An 18,848-nucleotide genomic window follows, 5' to 3' on the forward strand; every position below is an offset into this window, starting at 1 on the left:
CCGCGAGCCCCGTCGGGTTCAACCGCCGTTGATGCGGCTGACCAGCGCCTTCGTGAACGCCTCGGTGCCCGCCGTGCCGCTCAGGTCGCCGGTGCGCACCTTGTCGATGTTCAGCGTCTCGTCGATGGCGGTGCGCAGGCGCGTGGCCAGTTCGGGGAGCTTCACGTGGTCGAGCATCAGCGCGGCGGCCAGCAGCAGCGCGGTCGGGTTGGCGATGCCCTTGCCGGCGATGTCGGGCGCGGAGCCGTGCACCGCCTCGAAGATCGCGGCGTCCGTGCCGATGTTGGCACCGGGCGCCATGCCCAGCCCGCCGACCAGCCCGGCCACGAGGTCGGACAGGATGTCGCCGAACAGGTTGGTGGTGACCAGCATGTCGAACTGCCAGGGGTTCAGCACCAGCTTCATCGCGCAGGCGTCGATGATGACCGTGTCGAGCTCGAACTTGCCCTTGTACTTCTTCTCGTAGAGGTCGAGGCCGGTCTCCAGGAAGATGCCCGTGAGGGCCTTCATGATGTTGGCCTTGTGCACCAGCGTGACCTTCTTGCGGCCGGTGGCCACCGCGGTCTCGAAGGCGTATTCGAGCAGGCGGCGGCTGCCTTGGCGGGTGTTGATGCCGGTGGCCATGGCCACGGCGTGCGGGTCGCCGTCGATGGGCACGTAGTGCTCGTGGCCGATGTAGAGGCCCTCGAGGTTCTCGCGCACGACCACCAGGTCGATCTTGTCGAAGCGCCCGCCCGGGATGATGGTGCGCGCGGGGCGCAGGTTGGCGTACAGCTGGAACTCCTCGCGCAGCCGCACGTTCGACGAGCGATAGCCGCCGCCCGAGGGCGTCTCCAGCGGGCCCTTCAGGGCCAGGCGGGTGCGGCGGATGCTGTCGAGCGTGGCTTGGGGCAGCGGATCGCCCGATGCCTTGACGCCGCCGAGGCCGGCGATCTGCGTGTCCCAGGTGAAAGGCGCCTTCAGCGCGTCGAGCGCAGCCAGCGTGGCGTCGACGATTTCGGGGCCGATGCCGTCGCCGGGGATCAGGGTTGCGGGAATGGAGGTGGTCATGGGTTGGGCGCTCAGGTCGGTTGGCGAAGAAACTTGCGGAGACCGGCTGCCCTTCATCAGGTGCCGCGGGGGTGGCGCGCACCCGCCGGGCGGTCTCCGCCGGGATCATCCCACGGCCTGCCTGCGCGGCAGAACCAAAGCCTTATGCCCCCAGGGACGCGCTGCCGATTTTCCAGCCGGCACTCCCTCGCGCCTCGACGTTATTCCAGGCCGTCGAGCTCGTAGCTGAAGAGCGCTTCGCCCTTGGCGGTCTTTACCTGCATCTTGATGACACCGTACTCCGGCGCGTACCAGGAGTCGACCGAGTTGTCCTCGCCGCGGGAGCGCACATGGCAGACGTTTTCGAAGGTGCGAGCGTTGTAGTTCGGCTTCAGCTCCAGGTTCTCGAAGCCCACGAAGACATGCTCGGACTGGTACCTCTTGCCGAAATCGAAGGCCTCGTTGCCTGCGCTGGTCGTCTTCACGCCCTTGCCGGTCAGCTTGAAAGTGCCGCCCGGCTTGACATCGACCGGAACCTCGGGAAACGGTGCCGAGAAGACTTCCTTGATGACGACCTTGCTGGCGTTGCCGCCCAAGGCCGCGACGCCGTACTGCTCGGAACCCAGCCGCTGGCGCCCGGTTTCATCGAAGAACCTCGCGGTCTTGACACCCCCGTCGGTGCTCACCACGCTCATGGCCGCCTTGCCCGCGAACTGGGCCTTGGCGATCTGGATCTTCGACCGGTCGCTCAGCGTGTAGCTCACGCCAGGCTTCAGCTTGAAGCAATCGGCGAAAGATGGAGCGGCGGCGATGGCGCTGGTAGTCGCCGCGACCGCGAAGGCCGCGCCCAGAATCGCCTTGAAACCAAATGACTTAGTGCTATGCATCGAATCCTCCCTGTGTTTTGGAGCGGAAATCATGCCATGCGGATTTGACTGATTTTTCAGCTCATCGCGGTTCGTCGGGCACCTCCTGATCGAGCAACGAAGCGCGGCCAATAACGCTGCCGGGCAGCAACAGCGCACCCGGCGCAATGACCGCATTGGCCCCGATGCGCACCCCATCGCCGATCAGCGCGCCGAACTTCTCGCAGCCCGTGCCCTGCAGCGCTCCGCCCTGACCGCTGCGCACGAAGATCTGCTTGTCGGAGCGCTCGTTGCGGTGATTGCAGACGACGCTGCCGGCTTCCATGTTGACGCCCGCACCCACCACCGAATCACCGACGAAGTTGAAATGCGCGAGCGCCGTGCCCCCGAACACGAAGGACGATTTCAGCTCCACGCCCGGCCCGATGCTGCAGCGGGCGTCGACCCAGTTGCCGCCGCGCAGGTAGGCGCCGGCGGCCACGAAACAGTCCGGGCCGAGGATCAGCGGCCCCTTGAGCACCGCGCCCGGTTCGACCCGGGCGCTGCGGTGAATGGCGATTTCGCTCTCGATGGCGTAGTCACCGGCCGGCAGCGCCGCCAACAACTGGCGCACGATTTCGGGCGCGCGCGGCGGCAGTTCCCACGGCAGCGAGGCGGCCCAGGGCCCCAGGGGAGAACCGGCGAATCCGGCGATGTAGGCAGCGAGTTCGATGGCGTGCGTCATGGGGTCGATGCTGCCACCGGACCCGCGCCGGGACGCCGCAACCTAAAATGCCCGGTTCCCCGTCAGCCACTCCCGAAAGCGCCCTCCCCGATGTCCGCCCCGCGCAAGCTCTTCGTCACCACCGCCCTGCCGTATGCCAACGGCAAGTTCCACATCGGCCACATGATGGAATACATCCAGGCCGACATCTGGGTGCGGAACCAGCGAATGAATGGCGCCGACGTCAACTTCGTGTGCGCCGACGACGCCCACGGCGCGGCCATCACCATCGCCGCCGACAAGGCCGGCGTGACGCCGCAGGCCTTCGTGGCCGAGATCGCCGCGGGGCGCAAGCCGTACCTCGACGGCTACTACATCTCCTTCGACAACTGGCACTCGACCGACGCGCCCGAGAACCACCAGCTGGCGCAGGACATCTACCGCGACCTGCGCGCCAACGGCCTCATCAGCACCAAGAGCGTCGAGCAGTTCTACGACCCCGAAAAGGGCATGTTCCTGGCCGACCGCTTCATCAAGGGCGAGTGCCCCAACTGCCACTCGAAGGACCAGTACGGCGACAACTGCGAGGTGTGCGGCGCCGTGTACACGCCCACCGAGCTGATCAACCCCTACTCGGCCCTCTCGGGCGCCAAGCCCGAGCTGCGTAGCTCGGAGCACTTCTTCTTCAAGCTCTCGGACCCGCGCTGCGAGGCCTACCTGAAGGAATGGACCGCCGCCGCCGGCCACGTGCAACCCGAGGTGCAGAACAAGATCCGCGAATGGCTCTACAAGGACGACGAGGGCAAGGGCGGCCTCGGCGACTGGGACATCAGCCGCGACGCGCCCTACTTCGGCATCGAGATTCCCGATGCGCCCGGCAAGTACTTCTACGTGTGGCTCGACGCCCCCGTGGGCTACCTGGCCTCGCTGAAGAACCTGCTCGACAAGCGCTGCATCGAGCTCGGCGGCGACGGCATCTCGTACACCGAGTACATGGCCGACCCCGACCTGGAGCAGGTGCACTTCATCGGCAAGGACATCATCACCTTCCACACGCTGTTCTGGCCCGCGATGCTGCACTTCAGCGGCCGCAAGGCGCCCGACGCGGTGTACGTGCACGGCCACCTGACCGTGAGCGGCGAGAAGATGAGCAAGAGCCGCGGAACCGGCATCGACCCGCTCAAGTACCTGTCGATCGGGCTCGACCCCGAATGGCTGCGCTACTACATCGCCGCCAAGCTCAACGGCCGCAACGAGGACATCGACTTCAACCCCGAGGACTTCGTCGCTCGCGTCAACAGCGACCTCGTGGGCAAGTACATCAACATCGCCAGCCGCGCGGCGGGCTTCGTCGGCAAGCGCTTCGGCGGCAAGCTGGGCGAAGTGTCGGCCGATGGCGACGCGCTGCTGTTCACGCTGCGCGACGCAGCGCAGCAGATCCACTCGCTGTACGACGGCCGCGACTACGCCCGTGCGCTGCGCGAGGTGATGGCGCTGGCCGACAAGGTGAACGAGTACGTCGACCAGAACAAGCCCTGGGAGCTGGCCAAGAAGGAAGGCGCCGAGGCGCGCCTGCACGACGTGTGCACGGTGTGCATCGAAGCCTTCCGCCTGCTCACGCTGTACCTGAAGCCGGTGCTGCCGGCGCTGGCGCTGAACGTCGAGACCTTCCTGAACATCCAGCCGCTGACCTGGGCCGATGCCGCGCAGTCGCTGCCCGCTGGCCACGCCATCGGCGAATACAAGCACCTGATGCAGCGCGCCGACGCCAAGGTGGTCGACAAGCTGTTCGACGCGCCCGAGCCTGCCGCAGCCCCCGTGGCGACGCAAGCCACGGAGCTGCCGGGCGGCGAAGCCATCGCGCCCGTCATCACCATCGACGATTTCGCGAAGATCGACCTGCGCATCGCGAAGATCGTGGCCTGCGAGAAGGTCGAGGGCTCGACCAAGCTGCTGCGCCTGACGCTCGACGCCGGCGAGGGCAAGACCCGCAACGTGTTCAGCGGCATCGCTTCGGCCTACCAGCCCGAGCAGCTCGTGGGCAAGCTCACGGTGCTGGTCGCCAACCTCGCGCCGCGCAAGATGAAGTTCGGCGTGAGCGAAGGCATGGTGCTGGCGGCGAGCCACGGCGACGAGAAGGCACACCCCGGCATCCACGTGCTCGAACCCTGGCCGGGCGCGACGCCGGGCATGCGGGTTCGCTGACCGCCTACCGCACAGGCAAGGACCACTTCATGACCACGCTGCATCGCGCCCTTGTGCTGATCTCGCTCTCGGCCCTGCTCGGCGGCTGCGCCGTGGTGACCGTCGCGGACACGGCCGTGAGCATCGGCGCCGGTGCGGTCGGGCTGGCGGCCGACGCGGCCATCGGCACCGCGCGCATCACCGGCAAGGCCGTGGGCGCGGCGGCGGATGCGGTGATTCCCGACAGCAAGTAGGCAGCGGGAAAACGGGGCTGGAGTCTCAGTCCGCCAGGCCCAGCCGGGCCACGTGCGGCGGCGTGTGCGACGCCCTCTCCTTGCGCACGAACGCCGACCTCAGCCCCGCGTGCGGTTCGCGGGCATCGAAGAAATTGCGGCGCATGTGCGTCAGTTCCTCATCCCGGTAGCACTGCAGCGGCTTCGCCGACTCGTCCTGCTCGCGCATCGCCTTCTTTTGCGCGATACGCCCGGCGAGATCCGGTGAAGCAGCCAGTTGCGCGGCGAGCCGAGCCACTTCGGCGCCCAGCTCTTCCGGCGCGGCCTGCAGCACGCGCTGCGCCATGCCGAGTTCGACCGCACGCTTCGCGCTCACCGGCAGCGCCGACTGCGTGAGCCGCAGCGCCCCGCTCTCGCCCACGCGGCGCGGCAGGATGTAGGTCCAGTATTCGGAGCCGTAGAGGCCCATCAGCGTGTAGTGCGGGTTGAGCACGGCGCCGTCGCGGCACCACACCTCGTCGGCGGCCAGCGCGAGCATCACGCCGCCAGCCGCCGCGTTGCCGCCGAGCGCCGACACGGTCAGCCGGTCGGTGGTGGTCAGCACCGCCTCGACCAGGTCGTTCATCGCGTGGATGTTGGCCCACGACTCCTCGGCCGGGTCTTCCGCCGCCTCGATCACGTTGAGGTGGATGCCGTTGGAGAAGAAATCGCGCATGCCGCCCAGCACCAGCACCGAGGTCTGGCGAGTGCAGGCGAAGCGGTAGGCCTCCAGCAGTCGCCGGCACTGCACGGTGCTCATCGCGCCGCCGGAAAAGGAGAAGTTCAGCACGCCGACGGTGCCCTGCTCGCTGTAGCGGATGTCGGACCAGGTACGGCGCCCGGCCGGCAGTTGCAGCGGTGCGGGCACCTCCGGTACTTCGAAAGGCAGCAGCTCGCCCAGCGCCTCGACGGCGGGCAGCTTGTAGCTGGGCAGCCGCGAACCGGGCTCGCGCCAGGGCCGCAGCTGCTGGATCCACACCGCGCCATCGACGGTGGCGCGGCAGATGGCACCGGCGCGGGTAGCGATCAGCTCACCGGGTCTGCTGCCGCGCAGCTCGTCCTCGGGGTGGCCGCCGTGCAGGTACCACTGCGCGCCGAGCAGTTCGTCGAGCACGCCGGGCTGCGAATCGGCAGCGCGCAGTTGGCGCAGCACGAACTCGGTCGAGTCGGTGGCCCAGTCGATGCGGCGCTGCGCCTGCTTCATGAAAGGCCGCCAGCCCGCGGCGAGGGCGGCGGGCTTCTGCTTCTGCGGCTTGTGCCTGCCCGAGGCGAAACGCTCCACCGCGAGCAGCACCGCATCGACGGCGGCGTCGGCCACTTCGCCGCGATAGAGATCGCTCTTGCCGGCCAGCGGCGGCACCTTCAGCGGCGACCACGCCCAGACGGCGCCCGCGTCCATCTCGGCCACGGCCTCGAGCACGGTGACGCCCCAGCTTTCCACGCCGCCCTGCAGCGTCCAGTCGAGCGACGAGGGCCCCCGGTCGCCCGGCGGGCCAGGATGCACGATCAGGCAGGTGTTGGTGCTCCAGATGTCCTCGGGAATCGCGCTGGTCAGCATCGGCGCCACGATGAGCTGGGGCGCATGCGCCCGCACGGCTTCGCGCAGATCGTCGTCGTTGCCGAGGGCCAGCACCACGCCGACGGTGTGGCCGCGGTCCTGCAGTTCGGCCAGGACCCGTTGCGTCAGGCTGTTGAACGCGCTTGCGACAAGCAGGATGTGCATCTGACGGCCCCGGTAATGTCGGTGACGAAATGTCAATTAATGTCAAAAATGTATCTGCATCCTTTGTTTTGGATAAGTTGATCGAAAGTTTGCATCCGGACAAATCCCACCCGCCGCAACCCGCCTCCCGCAGCCTCGATCGTCAATACTCCGGCATGCGCAATTCCCCCCAGCGGCTGGCCCTGCTGCACCGCCTCGCACTCCTGGACACATCGCCGCAACGCGTGTTCGACGACCTCACCCGAACCCTGTCGACCAGCTTCGGCGTGCCGGTTTCGATGGTGAATCTGCTCGATGAAAAGCGGGACTGGTTCCTGTCCTGCCTGGGCCTTCCGGCGTCCGAATCGCCCGCCGAGACCTCTTTCTGCGAGGTTTTCTTTCGCTCGGACGACGCCTTCCTGGTAGCGGAAGACACGACGCGCCACCCGGCCTTTGCGGACCATCCCCTGGTGAAAGGGCCGCCGCACGTGCGCTTCTACGCGGCGAGCCGGCTGGTGCTGAACGGGCAGACCGTGGGCACCCTGTGCGCCTACGACTTCAAGCCACGGCAGCTGTCGCCGGAAAAGGTGGCCGAACTGCAGGCGCTGGCGGCCGCGGCCATGGAACTGCTGCAGCGGCGGTTCGACGAGCAGGCGGCGGAAGGAAACGCTGCCAGTCCTCGGGGTCGATAGCGGCAGCTACGGCGCTTCGGTTCCCCGGTCGGGCGAAGAGCCGCTGCGCACCACGCGCTGGTCGTCGTTGAGCGTGGCGGTGAAGACCATGGCCGAGTTCGGCGGCTGCACCCATCGCCACTCCCATTCGGTCTCGCGCTTGAGCGCATAGGGAGTGACCTTGGCGGGCTTGCCCAGCATCTTGCGGAGGTCTTCCATCATCATCCCGGGCTGCACTTTCGCGAAGTTCTCGGGGGTGAGCACCTGGCGCAGCGCGCTCATCTTGCCGTCGGGGCCGATGGTGATCATGTAGTTCTTCTGGCCCGCGGGCTGGCGGTTGTACTCGAACACGCGGCCGCCGTTCGGCGCGTCCCAGACGTTCTCGGGCTGGCCGAAACGCGCGCGCACGTCGGCCTCCGTCGATACGCCCTCCTCCAGCTCGGAGATGTTCTTCGAGTCGCAGGCCGCGAGCCCGATCACCGCCGCCAGGAGCCCCGTTGCCATGCCGATCCGCCATCCCTGAATTCGCTTCATGTCGTCCCCGGTAAAATTCGCGCCAACAAAGGTCCAGTCTATGTCCATCTTCCGCCGCCCCCACTACACCTCCGAGATCACGAACTTCATCGAGGAGATGAAGGAAAAGAAGCCGACGCTGGAGGCCGAACAGCGCGCCGGCCGCGCCCTCCTCTGGGACAAGCACCTCGACCGCGGCCTGCTCGAGGAGTACAGCGAAGCCCGCGTACCGATGCAGCCGTACGTCTACCAGACCCAGGCCAAGTAAATCCGCTGATGCCGAATTGGCAGCACGCACCCGTCCGCATTGCGCTGACCGCTATTGAAACGATAGCAACAGCCCAATGAAGAGCGACGAGGACAACGGCACGCTGGTGGTCGACATGCCCGAGGTGGTCGATCAGGTCGCGCTCGCGAGGCTCTATGGCGAGCCGCTGTTCGCGATGCCGAAGGACCTGTACATCCCGCCCGAGGCGCTGCAGGTGTTCCTGGAGGCCTTCGAGGGCCCGCTGGACCTGCTGCTCTACCTGATCCGCAAGCAGAACTTCAACATCCTCGACATCCCGATGGCGGGGCTCACGCGGCAGTACCTGAGCTACGTCGACGAGATCCGCCAGACGAACCTCGAACTCGCGGCCGAGTATTTGCTGATGGCCGCGATGCTGATCGAGATCAAGTCGCGCATGCTGCTGCCGCCCAAGAAGGTGGCCGACGGCGAAGAGGCCGAAGACCCGCGCGCCGAGCTCGTGCGCCGCCTGCTCGAGTACGAGCAGACCAAGCTGCAGGCGGCAGCCATCAGCGCCATGCCGACCTACGGCCGCGACTTCTGGAAGGCGCAGGTCTACATCGAGCAGTCGCTGAAGCCGCGCTTTCCCGACGTGGACGTGATCGAGCTGCGCGACGCCTGGGCCGACATCATGAAGCGCGCCAAGCTCGTGCAGCATCACAAGATCTCGCGCGAGGAACTCAACGTGCGCGAGCACATGAGCATCGTGCTGCGCCACCTGCAGGGACAGCGCTTCGTCGAGTTCGAGAAGCTGTTCGACGTGTCGCGCGGCGTGCCGGTGCTGATCGTCACCTTCATCGCGATGCTGGAGCTCGCGAAGGAGACGCTGATCGACATCACGCAGGCTGAAGCCTTCGCTCCCATCTACGTCAGATTGGCCTATTCGCCGGCCTGACCCTAACCAGCCCCCATACCCAGTGACTTCCGCCGTGCGCGATTTCGACGTCCTCATCGTCGGCAGCGGCCTCGCCGGCCTCTCGGCGGCGCTGCACCTGGCGCCCACGCACCGCGTGGCCGTACTGACCAAGCGCGCGCTGAACGACGGCTCCAGCGCCTGGGCGCAGGGCGGCATCGCGGCGGTGCTGGCGGCGGGCGACAGCTTCGACGCGCACGTCGAAGACACGCTGGTGGCCGGCGCCGGCCTGTGCGACCCCGAGGCCACGCGCTTCGTGGTCGAGCATGCGCCCGAGGCCATCGGCTGGCTGCGCGAGCTGGGCGTGCCGTTCTCGGAAGAAGATGGCGACCTCCACCTGACGCGCGAAGGCGGCCACAGCCAGCGCCGCATCGTGCACGTGACCGACGCCACCGGCGCAGCCGTGCAGCAGGTGCTGATCGAGCGCGTGCGGCGCACGCCGAACATCACGCTTTTCGAGCACCACACGCTGGTCGACCTGATCACCGGCCCCAAGCTCGGGCTGGAAGACCCGGCCTGCCTGGGCCTCTACGCGCTCGACGACGAAACCGACGAGGTGCTGGCCTTCCGCGCCCCGCACACCATCCTGGCCACGGGCGGTGCGGGCAAGGTGTACCTGTACACCACCAACCCCGACACGGCCACCGGCGACGGCATCGCCGCCGCGTGGCGCGCGGGCTGCCGGGTGTCGAACATGGAGTTCATCCAGTTTCACCCGACCTGCCTGTACCACCCGCACGCCAAATCGTTCCTGATCAGCGAGGCGGTGCGCGGCGAAGGCGGGTTGCTGAAGTTGCCCGAATCGGCGGGGGGCACCCGCTTCATGCCGAAGCACGACGCACGCGCCGAACTCGCGCCGCGCGACGTGGTCGCCCGCGCCATCGACTTCGAGATGAAGAAGCACGGCCTCGACTGCGTGTACCTCGACATCTCGCACCAGCCGGCCGCGTTCCTGAAGGAGCACTTCCCCAACATCCTGGCGCGCTGCCTGGAGCTGGGCATCGACATCACGCGCGAGCCGATTCCCGTGGTGCCGGCCGCGCACTACACCTGCGGCGGCGTGCTCAGCGACCTGAACGGGCGCACCGACATCCCGGGCCTCTACGCCATCGGCGAGACCGCCTGCACCGGCCTGCACGGCGCGAACCGGCTGGCCAGCAACTCGCTGGTCGAGTGCATGGTGTTCGCGCGCGCCGCCGCGGGGGCCATCGCCTCGGCGCCGGTGCGCGAACGTGCCGAACTGCCCGCCTGGGACGACAGCCGCGTCACCGACGCCGACGAAGCCGTGGTCATCTCTCACAACTGGGACGAGCTGCGCCGCTTCATGTGGGACTACGTCGGCATCGTGCGCACCAACAAGCGCCTGGAGCGCGCGAGCCACCGCATCGCGCTGCTGCAGGCCGAGATCCAGGAGTTCTACGCGAACTTCCACGTCACGCGCGACCTGCTCGAGCTGCGCAACCTGGTACAGGTGGCCGAGCTGATCGTTCGTTCCGCGCAGGCCCGCCACGAGAGCCGTGGCCTGCATTTCAGCCGCGACTATCCTTCGCTCGCCGAGCCCACCGCGCCCACGGTGCTGGTGCCGCCGGACGACCGCTAGCCCTACCCGCTTCGTTTTCTTCACTCAAGGATGCCCGGCCACCGACGCCCGCAGGGAGAAACCCAACCATGTCGAACCCCACGCCCACCACCGCCATGACGGAAGCACCGCCGGCCTCGCCCTACGGCACCCTGCCTCCGGCCTCCCCGCCCGCGTCGCGCAAGCCCGTGAGCCTGCCGCGCCTGGCCGACATGCATGCGCGCGGCGAGAAGATCGCGATGCTGACGGCCTACGACGCCACCTTCGCGGCCATGGCCGACGCGGCCGGCGTCGACTGCCTGCTCGTCGGCGATTCGCTCGGCATGGTCTGCCAGGGCCTGAACAGCACGGTGGGCGTGAGCCTGGACACCATGCGCTATCACACCGACAGCGTCTCGCGCGGCCTGCGCCGCGTGCAGGGCACGGCCTGGCTCATTGCCGACCTGCCCTTCGGCAGCTACCAGGAATCGCGCGAACAGGCGCTGCGCAGCGCCACGGTGCTGATGCAGGCCGGCGCGCACATGGTCAAGCTCGAAGGCGGCGGCTGGACCACCGAGACCGTGCGCTTCCTGGTCGAGCGCGGCATTCCGGTGTGCGCCCACCTCGGGCTGACGCCGCAGACGGTGCACGCGCTGGGCGGCTACCGCGTGCAGGGCAAGGGCGACACCGCCGGCGCGCTGCTGAAGCAGCAGGCCCACGCGCTGCAGGACGCGGGCGCCGCGATGCTGGTGCTCGAAATGGTGCCGGCCGCGCTGGCCGCTGAGCTCACAGCCGAGCTGAAGCACTGCGCCACCATCGGCATCGGTGCCGGCAAGGCCACCGCCGGACAGGTGCTCGTGCTGCACGACATGCTGGGCATCAACCTCGGAAAGATGCCGAAGTTCGTGCGCAACTTCATGGCCGACGCGCCGGGCGTGCTGCCCGCGCTCAAGGCCTACGTTCAGGCCGTCAAGGACGGCAGCTTCCCCGACGACCGACTCCACGCCTGGTAAGGAAGGAAACCCTTATGCACATCGCACACACCATCGACGACCTGCGCAGCCACCTCGCCGACTTCAAGCGCCCCGCCTTCGTCCCGACCATGGGCAACCTGCACGAAGGCCACCTGGCCCTCGTGAAGCAGGCCAGGCCGCTGGGCGACGTGACCGTGGCCAGCATCTTCGTGAACCGCCTGCAGTTCCTGCCGCACGAAGACTTCGACACCTATCCGCGCACCTGGGACAGCGACTGCGAGAAGCTGCGCGCCGCCGGCTGCGACGTGCTGTTCGCGCCCGACGAGAAGGCCCTCTACCCCGAGCCCCAGACCTGCAAGGTGCACCCCGACCCGGCGCTGGCCGACATCCTCGAAGGGCACTTTCGCCCCGGCTTCTTCATCGGCGTGTGCACGGTGGTGATGAAGCTCTTCCAGTGCGTGCAGCCGCGCGTGGCGGTGTTCGGCAAGAAGGACTACCAGCAGCTGATGATGATCCGGCACATGGTCCGGCAGTTCGCGCTACCCATCGAGATCGTCGGCGGCGAGACCTTCCGCGCCGACGACGGCCTCGCACTGTCGTCGCGCAACGGCTACCTGAGCGAGAGCGAGCGCGCCGAGGCCGTACAGCTGTCGAAGGCGCTGAAGGCGATGGCCGAGGCGGTGCGCTCGGGCGAGCGCGACCTGTCGGCCATCGAGGCGCGGGCCATGCAGGCGTTGGCCGAACGCGGCTGGAAGCCCGACTACCTCGTGCTGCGCCGCCGCTCCGACCTGCAGGCGCCGGCCGCGGGCGACGCTCTGGTGGCGCTGGCCGCCGCGCGCCTGGGCACCACGAGGCTGATCGACAACCTCGAAATCGAGACGCCGGCCCCATGACCTACAGCGTCAAGGAAATCTTCTACACGCTGCAGGGCGAAGGCGGCCAGGCCGGCATGCCGGCCGTGTTCTGCCGCTTCGCAGGCTGCAACCTCTGGACGGGCCGCGAGGAAGACCGCGCCTCCGCCGTCTGCCGTTTCTGCGACACCGATTTCGTCGGCACCGACGGCACGCTGGGCGGCAAGTTCAAGACCGCCGACCAGCTCGCCGACACCATCGCCGCGCAATGGCCCGCCACCGATGCCGACCACCGGCTGGTGGTGCTGACCGGCGGCGAGCCGCTGCTGCAGGTCGATGCGGCCCTGGTCGACGCGCTGCATGCGCGCCGTTTCCGCATCGCGGTCGAGAGCAACGGCACGGTCGAGGCGCCCGAGGGCATCGACTGGCTGTGCATCAGCCCCAAGGCCGGCGCGCCCTGGGTGCAGCAGCGCGGACAGGAGCTGAAGCTGGTGTGGCCGCAGGGCGAGTTCGACCTTGACACGATGGCACGCACCGGCGAATTCACTCACCGTTTCCTGCAGCCGATGGACGGGCCCGACCGCGTCGCGAACACCGAGCTTTGCATTGCCGAATGCATGAAGCAGCCCGCATGGCGCCTCAGCGTGCAGACGCACAAGATCACCGGCATCCGCTGAGAAAGCGGCCCTTTTCCCTCTGAGTTTCTTTTTGACGATGCGATTCACCATCAGCCAACGCTTTTTCTTCGACGCCGCCCACACGCTGAAGCGCGAGATCGAAGTCGAAGGCAGCCGCCGTATCCACGGCCACACCTATCACGCGGAAGTGTGGCTCGCGGGCGAGCGCAATCCCGTAACGGGCATGGTGATCGACCTGGGCCTGCTGCGCCGCCGCCTGGAAGACGTGCGCGAGCAGCTCGACCACCACCTGCTGGACGACGTGGCGGGACTGCATCCGCCGACGCTGGAGAACCTGTGCGTGTTCATCGCCGATGCGCTGCCCGACCTGCGGCCCTCGCTGGCGCGCGTGAAGGTCTGGCGCGAGGCGCTGGGCGACAGCTGCACGGTCGACTTCTAGCCGCCGCCCGCCCGGCGCCCGCTCAGGCCGCGCCGATGCCGGCGACCAGGCTGCCGGGCGCCTGCCCGTTCTTCAGCCCTGCCGTGAATGCCAGCATCCGGTCGATCGGCACCCGTGCCCGCAGCCCCAATGCCGGATCGACGTGGATCTCTCCGGCGCCCGTCTCCAGCGCGTTGGCCAGCTCCACCAGCCCGTTCATCGCCATCCATGGGCAATGCGCGCAGCTCTTGCAGGTGCCGCCGTTGCCGGCCGTGGGCGCCTCGATGAAAACCTTGCCGGGGTTCAGCGTGCGCAGCTTGTGCAGCATGCCGCTGTCGGTGGCGACGATGAATTCGCTGGCGTCCATGCGCTGCGCCGCGTTCAGGATGGCCGAGGTGGAGCCCACCGCATCCGCCAGCGCGATCACGTCCGAGGGCGACTCCGGATGCACCAGCACCTTGGCTTTCGGGTGCTCCTTCATGAGCAGTTCGAGCTCCAGCGCCTTGAACTCGTCGTGCACGATGCACGCGCCGTTCCAGCTGACCATGTCCGCGCCGGTCTGGCGCTGGATGTAGTCGCCCAGGTGGCGGTCGGGGCCCCAGAGGATCTTCTGCCCCGCCGCATGCAGCGCGTTCACCACGTCGAGCGCGCAGCTGGAGGTGACGAGCCAGTCGGCGCGCGCCTTCACGGCCGCGCTGGTGTTGGCGTAGACGACCACGGTGCGGTCGGGGTGCTGGTCGCAGAAGGCGCTGAACTGGTCGACCGGGCAGCCCAGGTCGAGCGAGCAGTTCGCGTCCAGGTCGGGCATCAGCACGCGCTTCTCGGGCGACAGGATCTTCGAGGTCTCGCCCATGAAGCGCACGCCCGACACCACCAGCGTCTGCGCGGCATGGTCGCGGCCGAAGCGCGCCATTTCGAGCGAATCGCTCACGATGCCGCCGGTTTCCTCGGCGAGGTCCTGCAGGTCGGGGTGCACGTAGAAGTGCGACACCATCACCGCATTGCGGTCGCGCAGCAGGCGGCGGATGCGCTCCTTCAGCGCGACGCGCTCGTGGGGCGAAGGCTCGGGCGGCACGCGCGCCCAGGCGTGGCGGGTGTCGCAGACGGCGCCCGCCTTCGTTTCGGCGGGCTGTTCGTAGTCGACGTCGATGACCGGAGACGACATGGGCGGATCAGCCTTCCTGGAAACGCATCGAGTAGTCGATGGCTTTCACATCCTTGGTCAGCGCACCCACCGAGATGCGGTCTACACCGGTTTCGGCCAGGGCGCGCAGGCCTTCCAGTGTGACGCCGCCGGATATCTCCAGCACGGCCTTGCGGTCTTCGCCGGCCTCGTCGTTGATGCGCACGGCCTCGCGCAGCGTGGGCAGGTCCATGTTGTCGAGCAGCACCATGCGTGCGCCGGCTTCCAGCGCCTCGCGCAGCTGGGCCAGCGTCTCGACCTCGACCTCGACGAATTCGGCTTGCGAAGCCACGGGCGCCACTGCACGCAGGGCCGCGGCCACGCCGCCGGCCGCGGCGATGTGGTTTTCCTTGATGAGCACCGCGTCGTACAGGCCGATGCGGTGGTTCAGGCCGCCGCCGGTGCGCACGGCGTACTTCTGCGCGAGGCGCAGGCCGGGAATGGTCTTGCGGGTGTCGACGATGCGCGCGCGCGTGCCGCGCACGGCGTCGGCGTAGAGGGCGGTCTTGGTGGCGACCGCGCTCAGCAGCTGCAGGAAGTTGAGCGAGGTGCGCTCGGCGGTCAGCAGCGCGCGGGCGGAGCCTTCGATCTCGAGCACGGTCTGGTCGGCCGCGCAGCGCTCGCCTTCGGCGCACAGCCAGTGGATGCGCACCTGCGGATCGAGCTGCCGCAGCGTGGCCTCGACCCAGGGGGCGCCGCAAACGACGGCGGCTTCGCGCGCCAGCACGCGGGCGCGGGCGGTGCGGGCCGGATCGACCAGCGACGCGGTGAGGTCGCCGTCGGCGACGTCTTCCTGCAATGCGCGGGTGGCATCGGACAAGGCCAGCGCGGCCACGGCCGACGCTGAAAAATCAAAGCGAAGGCTCATGGCTCTCTTTGTCTCTGCGTTTTTCTCAGGGGGATTGACGGGGGAACGCCTGCACCGTTTCCGGCACAGGGTCGCGGCCGACGAGGGCCGTCACGGCGTCCTGCGGGCTCACACGGCCATCGAGCAGGGCGACCACGCCTTCGGCGATCGGCATCTCGAGGCCGAGGCCACGAGCGCGCTGCACCACGGTGCGGGCGCAGTAGACGCCCTCGGCGACGTGGCCCAGCGAATCGACGGCCTGTGCCAGCGTGCGGCCCTGCGCCAGCAGCAGGCCGACCTTGCGGTTGCGCGACAGGTCGCCGGTGGAGGTCAGCACCAGATCGCCCAGGCCCGAAAGGCCCATGAAGGTCTCGGCGCGGGCGCCGAGTGCAAGGCCGAAACGCGTCATTTCGGCGAGGCCGCGGGTAATGAGCGCCGCGCGGGCGTTGAGCCCGAGCGCGAGGCCGTCGCACAGTCCGGTGGCGATGGCCAGCACGTTCTTGACCGCGCCGCCCACTTCCACGCCGACGATGTCCTCGTTGGCGTAGACGCGCAGCGCAGGGCCGTGGAAGGCGTCGACCAGCATGTCGCGCACGGCGGCGTGCGGGCTGGCGGCCACCAGCGCGGTCGGCCGCCCTTCGGCGACTTCCTGCGCGAAGCTCGGGCCGCTGAGCACGCCCGCTCTCAAATCAGGAGCAACCTGGGCCCAGATTTCGTGGGCCAGCAGGCCGAAGGATACGGGTGAGGATGCATCGAGCGCAGGCTCGACGCCCTTGCACAGCCACGCCACCGCCGCGGTCGTGCCACGCAGTGCGACGAGTTGTTCGCGCAGGGCGGCCATGGGGGTGGCCACGATGACCAGGTCGGCACCGGCCTGTGCCTGGGCGATGTCGCCCGCGCGCACGGCCAGCGAGGCCGGCAGGGCCAGCCCGGGCAGGTAGCGGGTGTTTTCGCGCGCGGCCGACATGGCGTCGGCCTGGGCGGCGTCGCGCGCCCAGAGCGTGACCTCGTGGCGGGCCGCCGCGTTGACGGCGACTGCCGTGCCCCAGGCACCGGCGCCATGAACGCAGATCTTCATCGGCGTTGGCGGCTGCTACGGCGTTGGGCCGTCTTACTGTGCCAGCGAGGGCGCGGCCTGGCCGGCGGCTTGCGCCTGCTGCTGCTCGTACATCGCCTGGAAGTTGATTTCGGCGAGGTGCACGGGCGGGAAGCCGCCGCGCTGGATTACGTCGGCCACGTTGCCGCGCAGGTACGGGTAGACGATCTGGGGGCAGGCGATGCCGAGGATGGCGCCCATCTGCTCTTCCGGCAGGTGGCGGATCTCGAAGATGCCGGCCTGCTTGGCTTCGACCAGGAACACGGTCTTGTCACCGATCTTGGTCTGCACGGTGGCCGACACGGTGATCTCGAAGATGCCTTCGGCCACGGGCTGGGCGTCCACGCCGAGCTGGATGTCGACGGTAGGCTGTTCCTGCTCCAGCAGGATCGCGGGCGAGTTGGGTTGTTCGAGCGACAGATCCTTGAGGTAGACGCGCTGGATCTGGAACACGGGATCTTGGGCTTGCTGGTCGGCCATGGCTGAACTTTCGAGGATCAAAACAATGCCCGCCGGGGAGAGGTTCCCGCAGCGGGCTGCAGATGGATGAGCTGAAGATTATCGCCCGGTCACAAGACGGTTCCGGGCGCGATGTGTTTCAGGCGCCCTGCAGCAGCGGGACGAGGCCGCCGCGGCTGTCGAGTGCCATCAGGTCGTCGCAGCCGCCCACGTGGGTGTCGCCGATGAAGATCTGCGGCACCGTGCGGCGCTGGGTGATTTCCATCATGGTGTTGCGGGCCTGGGGGTCGGTGTCGATGCGGATTTCTTCGATCTGCTCGACGCCCTTGGACTTCAGGATCTGTTTCGCACGCGTGCAGTAAGGGCAAACGGCGGTGGTGTACATCTTGACTGCTTGCATACGCTCTATCTCAGGGGGCCTCAGGCTTTTTCAACCGGCAGGTTAGCGTCTTTCCAGGCCTTGAGCCCGCCGGCCACCGCTTGGGCCTGCTCGTAGCCCAGCTTCTTGGCCATGGCCACGGCGCGCTGGGCGCGGGCGCCGGTGGCGCACACCAGCAGCAGCGGCACGTTCTTGTTCTTGACCGCGCCAGCGAGCTTTTCCTCGAGCTGGTTCAGGGGGACGTTCTTGGCGCCGATCATGTGGCCGGTGGCGAATTCTTCCGGTTCGCGCACGTCGACCAGCACCGCGCGCTCGCGGTTGATGAGCTGCACGGCACCCTGCGCCGTGAGCGTTCCGCCGCCCGCCCCCCGCACCAGCGGCCAGGCCAGCATGGCACCCGAGCTGAGCGCGATCAGGATCAGCATCCAGTTCGCGGTGACGAATTCGATCAATTTCACGGGGGTTCCTTGAATGGCAAACCGGGGATTTTAGAATGCGAGGTTTCGCAAGCGCAGCCAAAGGCCTCCCACATGCACAAACTGGTATTGATCCGTCACGGCGAATCCACCTGGAATCTCGAAAACCGCTTCACCGGATGGACCGACGTCGACCTGACCGAAACCGGCGTGGAACAGGCAAAGCAGGCCGGCCGGCTGCTCAAGGCCGAAGGCTACGACTTCGACGTCGCCTACACGAGCGTGCTCAAGCGCGCCACCCGCACCCTGTGGCACACGCTCGACGAACTCGACCGCACCTGGCTGCCGGTGGTGCATTCCTGGCGCCTGAACGAGCGCCACTACGGCGGCCTGCAGGGCCTGAACAAGGCCGAAACCGCCAAGAAATACGGTGACGAGCAGGTGCTGGTCTGGCGCCGCAGCTACGGCACCCCGCCCCCGCCGCTGGAAGCCGACGACCCGCGCAGCGAGCGCGGCGACGTGCGCTACGCCAAGCTGTCGCCCGAGCAGATCCCGCTGACCGAGTGCCTGAAGGACACGGTCGCGCGCGTGCTGCCCTTCTGGAACGAATCGATGGCGCCGGCCATCCGCACCGGGCGCCGCCTGGTGGTGGCGGCCCACGGCAACTCGATCCGGGCGCTGGTGAAGTACCTCGACGGCATCTCGGACGACGCCATCGTCGGTCTGAACATCCCGAACGGCATTCCGCTGGTCTACGAGCTCGACGACGACCTCAAGCCCCTGCGCCACTACTACCTCGGCGATGCCGCGGCAGCCGAACAGGCCGCCGCCGCGGTGGCGTCGCAGGGCAAGGGCTGAAAAAGGCCGGTAAAGACCGCTTCAAAGCCCCC

General features: G+C 68.0%; 22 protein-coding genes. 11 read left to right on the forward strand and 11 right to left on the reverse strand.

The genetic code is table 11. The features are described from left to right. Window positions 1–18: 18 nt before the first annotated feature. The 3 genes from EJO71_RS03370 to EJO71_RS03380 form a co-directional block, all read right to left on the reverse strand. Entirely contained in the window at window positions 19–1,050 is a 1,032-nt protein-coding gene (locus EJO71_RS03370; RefSeq protein ID WP_125946806.1) for an isocitrate/isopropylmalate family dehydrogenase, read from the reverse strand. A 200-nt stretch (window positions 1,051–1,250) separates the two neighbouring features. Next, window positions 1,251–1,916, reverse strand: a complete 666-nt coding sequence (locus EJO71_RS03375) for a hypothetical protein (protein ID WP_125946805.1) — start codon at window positions 1,914–1,916, stop codon at window positions 1,251–1,253. 61 nt (window positions 1,917–1,977) lie between these two features. Then, entirely contained in the window at window positions 1,978–2,619 is a 642-nt protein-coding gene (locus tag EJO71_RS03380; protein ID WP_125946804.1) for an LpxA family transferase, read from the reverse strand. A gap of 90 nt (window positions 2,620–2,709) precedes the next feature. Between EJO71_RS03380 and metG the strand changes: the two genes are divergently transcribed. Both metG and EJO71_RS03390 read left to right on the forward strand, forming a co-directional pair. Continuing rightward, window positions 2,710–4,803, forward strand: coding sequence for a methionine--tRNA ligase (metG, locus tag EJO71_RS03385; protein ID WP_125946803.1), 2,094 nt, complete (start codon window positions 2,710–2,712; stop codon window positions 4,801–4,803). 29 nt (window positions 4,804–4,832) lie between these two features. Further along, the gene (locus tag EJO71_RS03390) at window positions 4,833–5,036 is read left to right on the forward strand and encodes a hypothetical protein (protein WP_125946802.1); all 204 of its coding nucleotides are present in this window, start codon (window positions 4,833–4,835) and stop codon (window positions 5,034–5,036) included. 25 nt (window positions 5,037–5,061) lie between these two features. Here the strand turns inward: EJO71_RS03390 and EJO71_RS03395 are convergent, their stop codons facing one another. After that, the gene (locus EJO71_RS03395; protein WP_125946801.1) at window positions 5,062–6,777 is read right to left on the reverse strand and encodes an enoyl-CoA hydratase-related protein; all 1,716 of its coding nucleotides are present in this window, start codon (window positions 6,775–6,777) and stop codon (window positions 5,062–5,064) included. A gap of 29 nt (window positions 6,778–6,806) precedes the next feature. On the opposite strand from EJO71_RS03395, the gene EJO71_RS03400 reads away from it, so the two are divergent. Beyond that, the gene (locus EJO71_RS03400; protein ID WP_125946800.1) at window positions 6,807–7,448 is read left to right on the forward strand and encodes a GAF domain-containing protein; all 642 of its coding nucleotides are present in this window, start codon (window positions 6,807–6,809) and stop codon (window positions 7,446–7,448) included. Between the two features lie 6 nt (window positions 7,449–7,454). On the opposite strand, the gene EJO71_RS03405 is transcribed toward EJO71_RS03400, so the two are convergent. After that, a complete protein-coding gene (locus EJO71_RS03405) occupies window positions 7,455–7,931 on the reverse strand; it encodes an outer membrane protein assembly factor BamE (RefSeq protein ID WP_125946799.1) in 477 nt (158 codons plus the stop codon). 70 nt (window positions 7,932–8,001) lie between these two features. On the opposite strand from EJO71_RS03405, the gene EJO71_RS03410 reads away from it, so the two are divergent. From EJO71_RS03410 to EJO71_RS03440, 7 genes are all read left to right on the forward strand, one after another. After that, a complete protein-coding gene (locus tag EJO71_RS03410) occupies window positions 8,002–8,208 on the forward strand; it encodes a DUF3460 family protein (protein ID WP_125946798.1) in 207 nt (68 codons plus the stop codon). Between the two features lie 76 nt (window positions 8,209–8,284). Further along, a complete protein-coding gene (locus EJO71_RS03415) occupies window positions 8,285–9,121 on the forward strand; it encodes a ScpA family protein (RefSeq protein ID WP_125946797.1) in 837 nt (278 codons plus the stop codon). 34 nt (window positions 9,122–9,155) lie between these two features. Continuing rightward, window positions 9,156–10,739: an L-aspartate oxidase gene (gene nadB / locus EJO71_RS03420; protein WP_171022497.1), complete on the forward strand. Its 1,584-nt coding sequence runs from the start codon at window positions 9,156–9,158 to the stop codon at window positions 10,737–10,739. 68 nt (window positions 10,740–10,807) lie between these two features. After that, window positions 10,808–11,710 carry a 3-methyl-2-oxobutanoate hydroxymethyltransferase gene (panB, locus tag EJO71_RS03425; protein ID WP_171022493.1) on the forward strand — a complete coding sequence of 301 codons (903 nt, stop codon included), beginning with the start codon at window positions 10,808–10,810 and terminating at the stop codon, window positions 11,708–11,710. A gap of 14 nt (window positions 11,711–11,724) precedes the next feature. Next, window positions 11,725–12,564 carry a pantoate--beta-alanine ligase gene (gene panC, locus EJO71_RS03430; RefSeq protein WP_125946795.1) on the forward strand — a complete coding sequence of 280 codons (840 nt, stop codon included), beginning with the start codon at window positions 11,725–11,727 and terminating at the stop codon, window positions 12,562–12,564. Beyond that, the gene (gene queE / locus EJO71_RS03435; RefSeq protein ID WP_125946794.1) at window positions 12,561–13,199 is read left to right on the forward strand and encodes a 7-carboxy-7-deazaguanine synthase; all 639 of its coding nucleotides are present in this window, start codon (window positions 12,561–12,563) and stop codon (window positions 13,197–13,199) included. The genes panC and queE overlap by 4 nt, the downstream gene beginning before the upstream one ends. Window positions 13,200–13,236: 37 nt before the next feature. Further along, window positions 13,237–13,599, forward strand: coding sequence for a 6-carboxytetrahydropterin synthase (locus tag EJO71_RS03440; protein ID WP_125946793.1), 363 nt, complete (start codon window positions 13,237–13,239; stop codon window positions 13,597–13,599). 22 nt (window positions 13,600–13,621) lie between these two features. On the opposite strand, the gene nadA is transcribed toward EJO71_RS03440, so the two are convergent. From nadA to EJO71_RS03470, 6 genes are all read right to left on the reverse strand, one after another. Beyond that, complete coding sequence (nadA, locus tag EJO71_RS03445) at window positions 13,622–14,743, reverse strand: quinolinate synthase NadA (protein ID WP_125946792.1); 1,122 nt, start codon at window positions 14,741–14,743, stop codon at window positions 13,622–13,624. A 7-nt stretch (window positions 14,744–14,750) separates the two neighbouring features. Further along, on the reverse strand, window positions 14,751–15,629 hold the full coding sequence (gene nadC / locus EJO71_RS03450) for a carboxylating nicotinate-nucleotide diphosphorylase (protein WP_125946791.1): 879 nt from the start codon (window positions 15,627–15,629) through the stop codon (window positions 14,751–14,753). Window positions 15,630–15,654: 25 nt separating this feature from the next. Continuing rightward, window positions 15,655–16,686 (reverse strand): NAD(P)H-dependent glycerol-3-phosphate dehydrogenase, encoded by a 1,032-nt coding sequence (locus EJO71_RS03455; RefSeq protein WP_125946790.1) that lies wholly within the window; start codon window positions 16,684–16,686, stop codon window positions 15,655–15,657. Window positions 16,687–16,719: 33 nt separating this feature from the next. Next, a complete protein-coding gene (secB, locus tag EJO71_RS03460; RefSeq protein ID WP_125946789.1) occupies window positions 16,720–17,184 on the reverse strand; it encodes a protein-export chaperone SecB in 465 nt (154 codons plus the stop codon). A 118-nt stretch (window positions 17,185–17,302) separates the two neighbouring features. After that, entirely contained in the window at window positions 17,303–17,563 is a 261-nt protein-coding gene (gene grxC, locus EJO71_RS03465) for a glutaredoxin 3 (RefSeq protein WP_106937051.1), read from the reverse strand. Between the two features lie 20 nt (window positions 17,564–17,583). Then, window positions 17,584–17,991: a rhodanese-like domain-containing protein gene (locus EJO71_RS03470; RefSeq protein WP_164546741.1), complete on the reverse strand. Its 408-nt coding sequence runs from the start codon at window positions 17,989–17,991 to the stop codon at window positions 17,584–17,586. 81 nt (window positions 17,992–18,072) lie between these two features. Here EJO71_RS03470 and gpmA point away from each other — a divergent pair, with 81 nt between their 5' ends. Next, window positions 18,073–18,816 carry a 2,3-diphosphoglycerate-dependent phosphoglycerate mutase gene (gene gpmA / locus EJO71_RS03475; RefSeq protein WP_125946788.1) on the forward strand — a complete coding sequence of 248 codons (744 nt, stop codon included), beginning with the start codon at window positions 18,073–18,075 and terminating at the stop codon, window positions 18,814–18,816. The last annotated feature ends 32 nt before the right edge of the window (window positions 18,817–18,848 follow it).

The organism is Variovorax sp. 679 (assembly GCF_003952185.1).
GTDB lineage: Bacteria > Pseudomonadota > Gammaproteobacteria > Burkholderiales > Burkholderiaceae_C > Variovorax.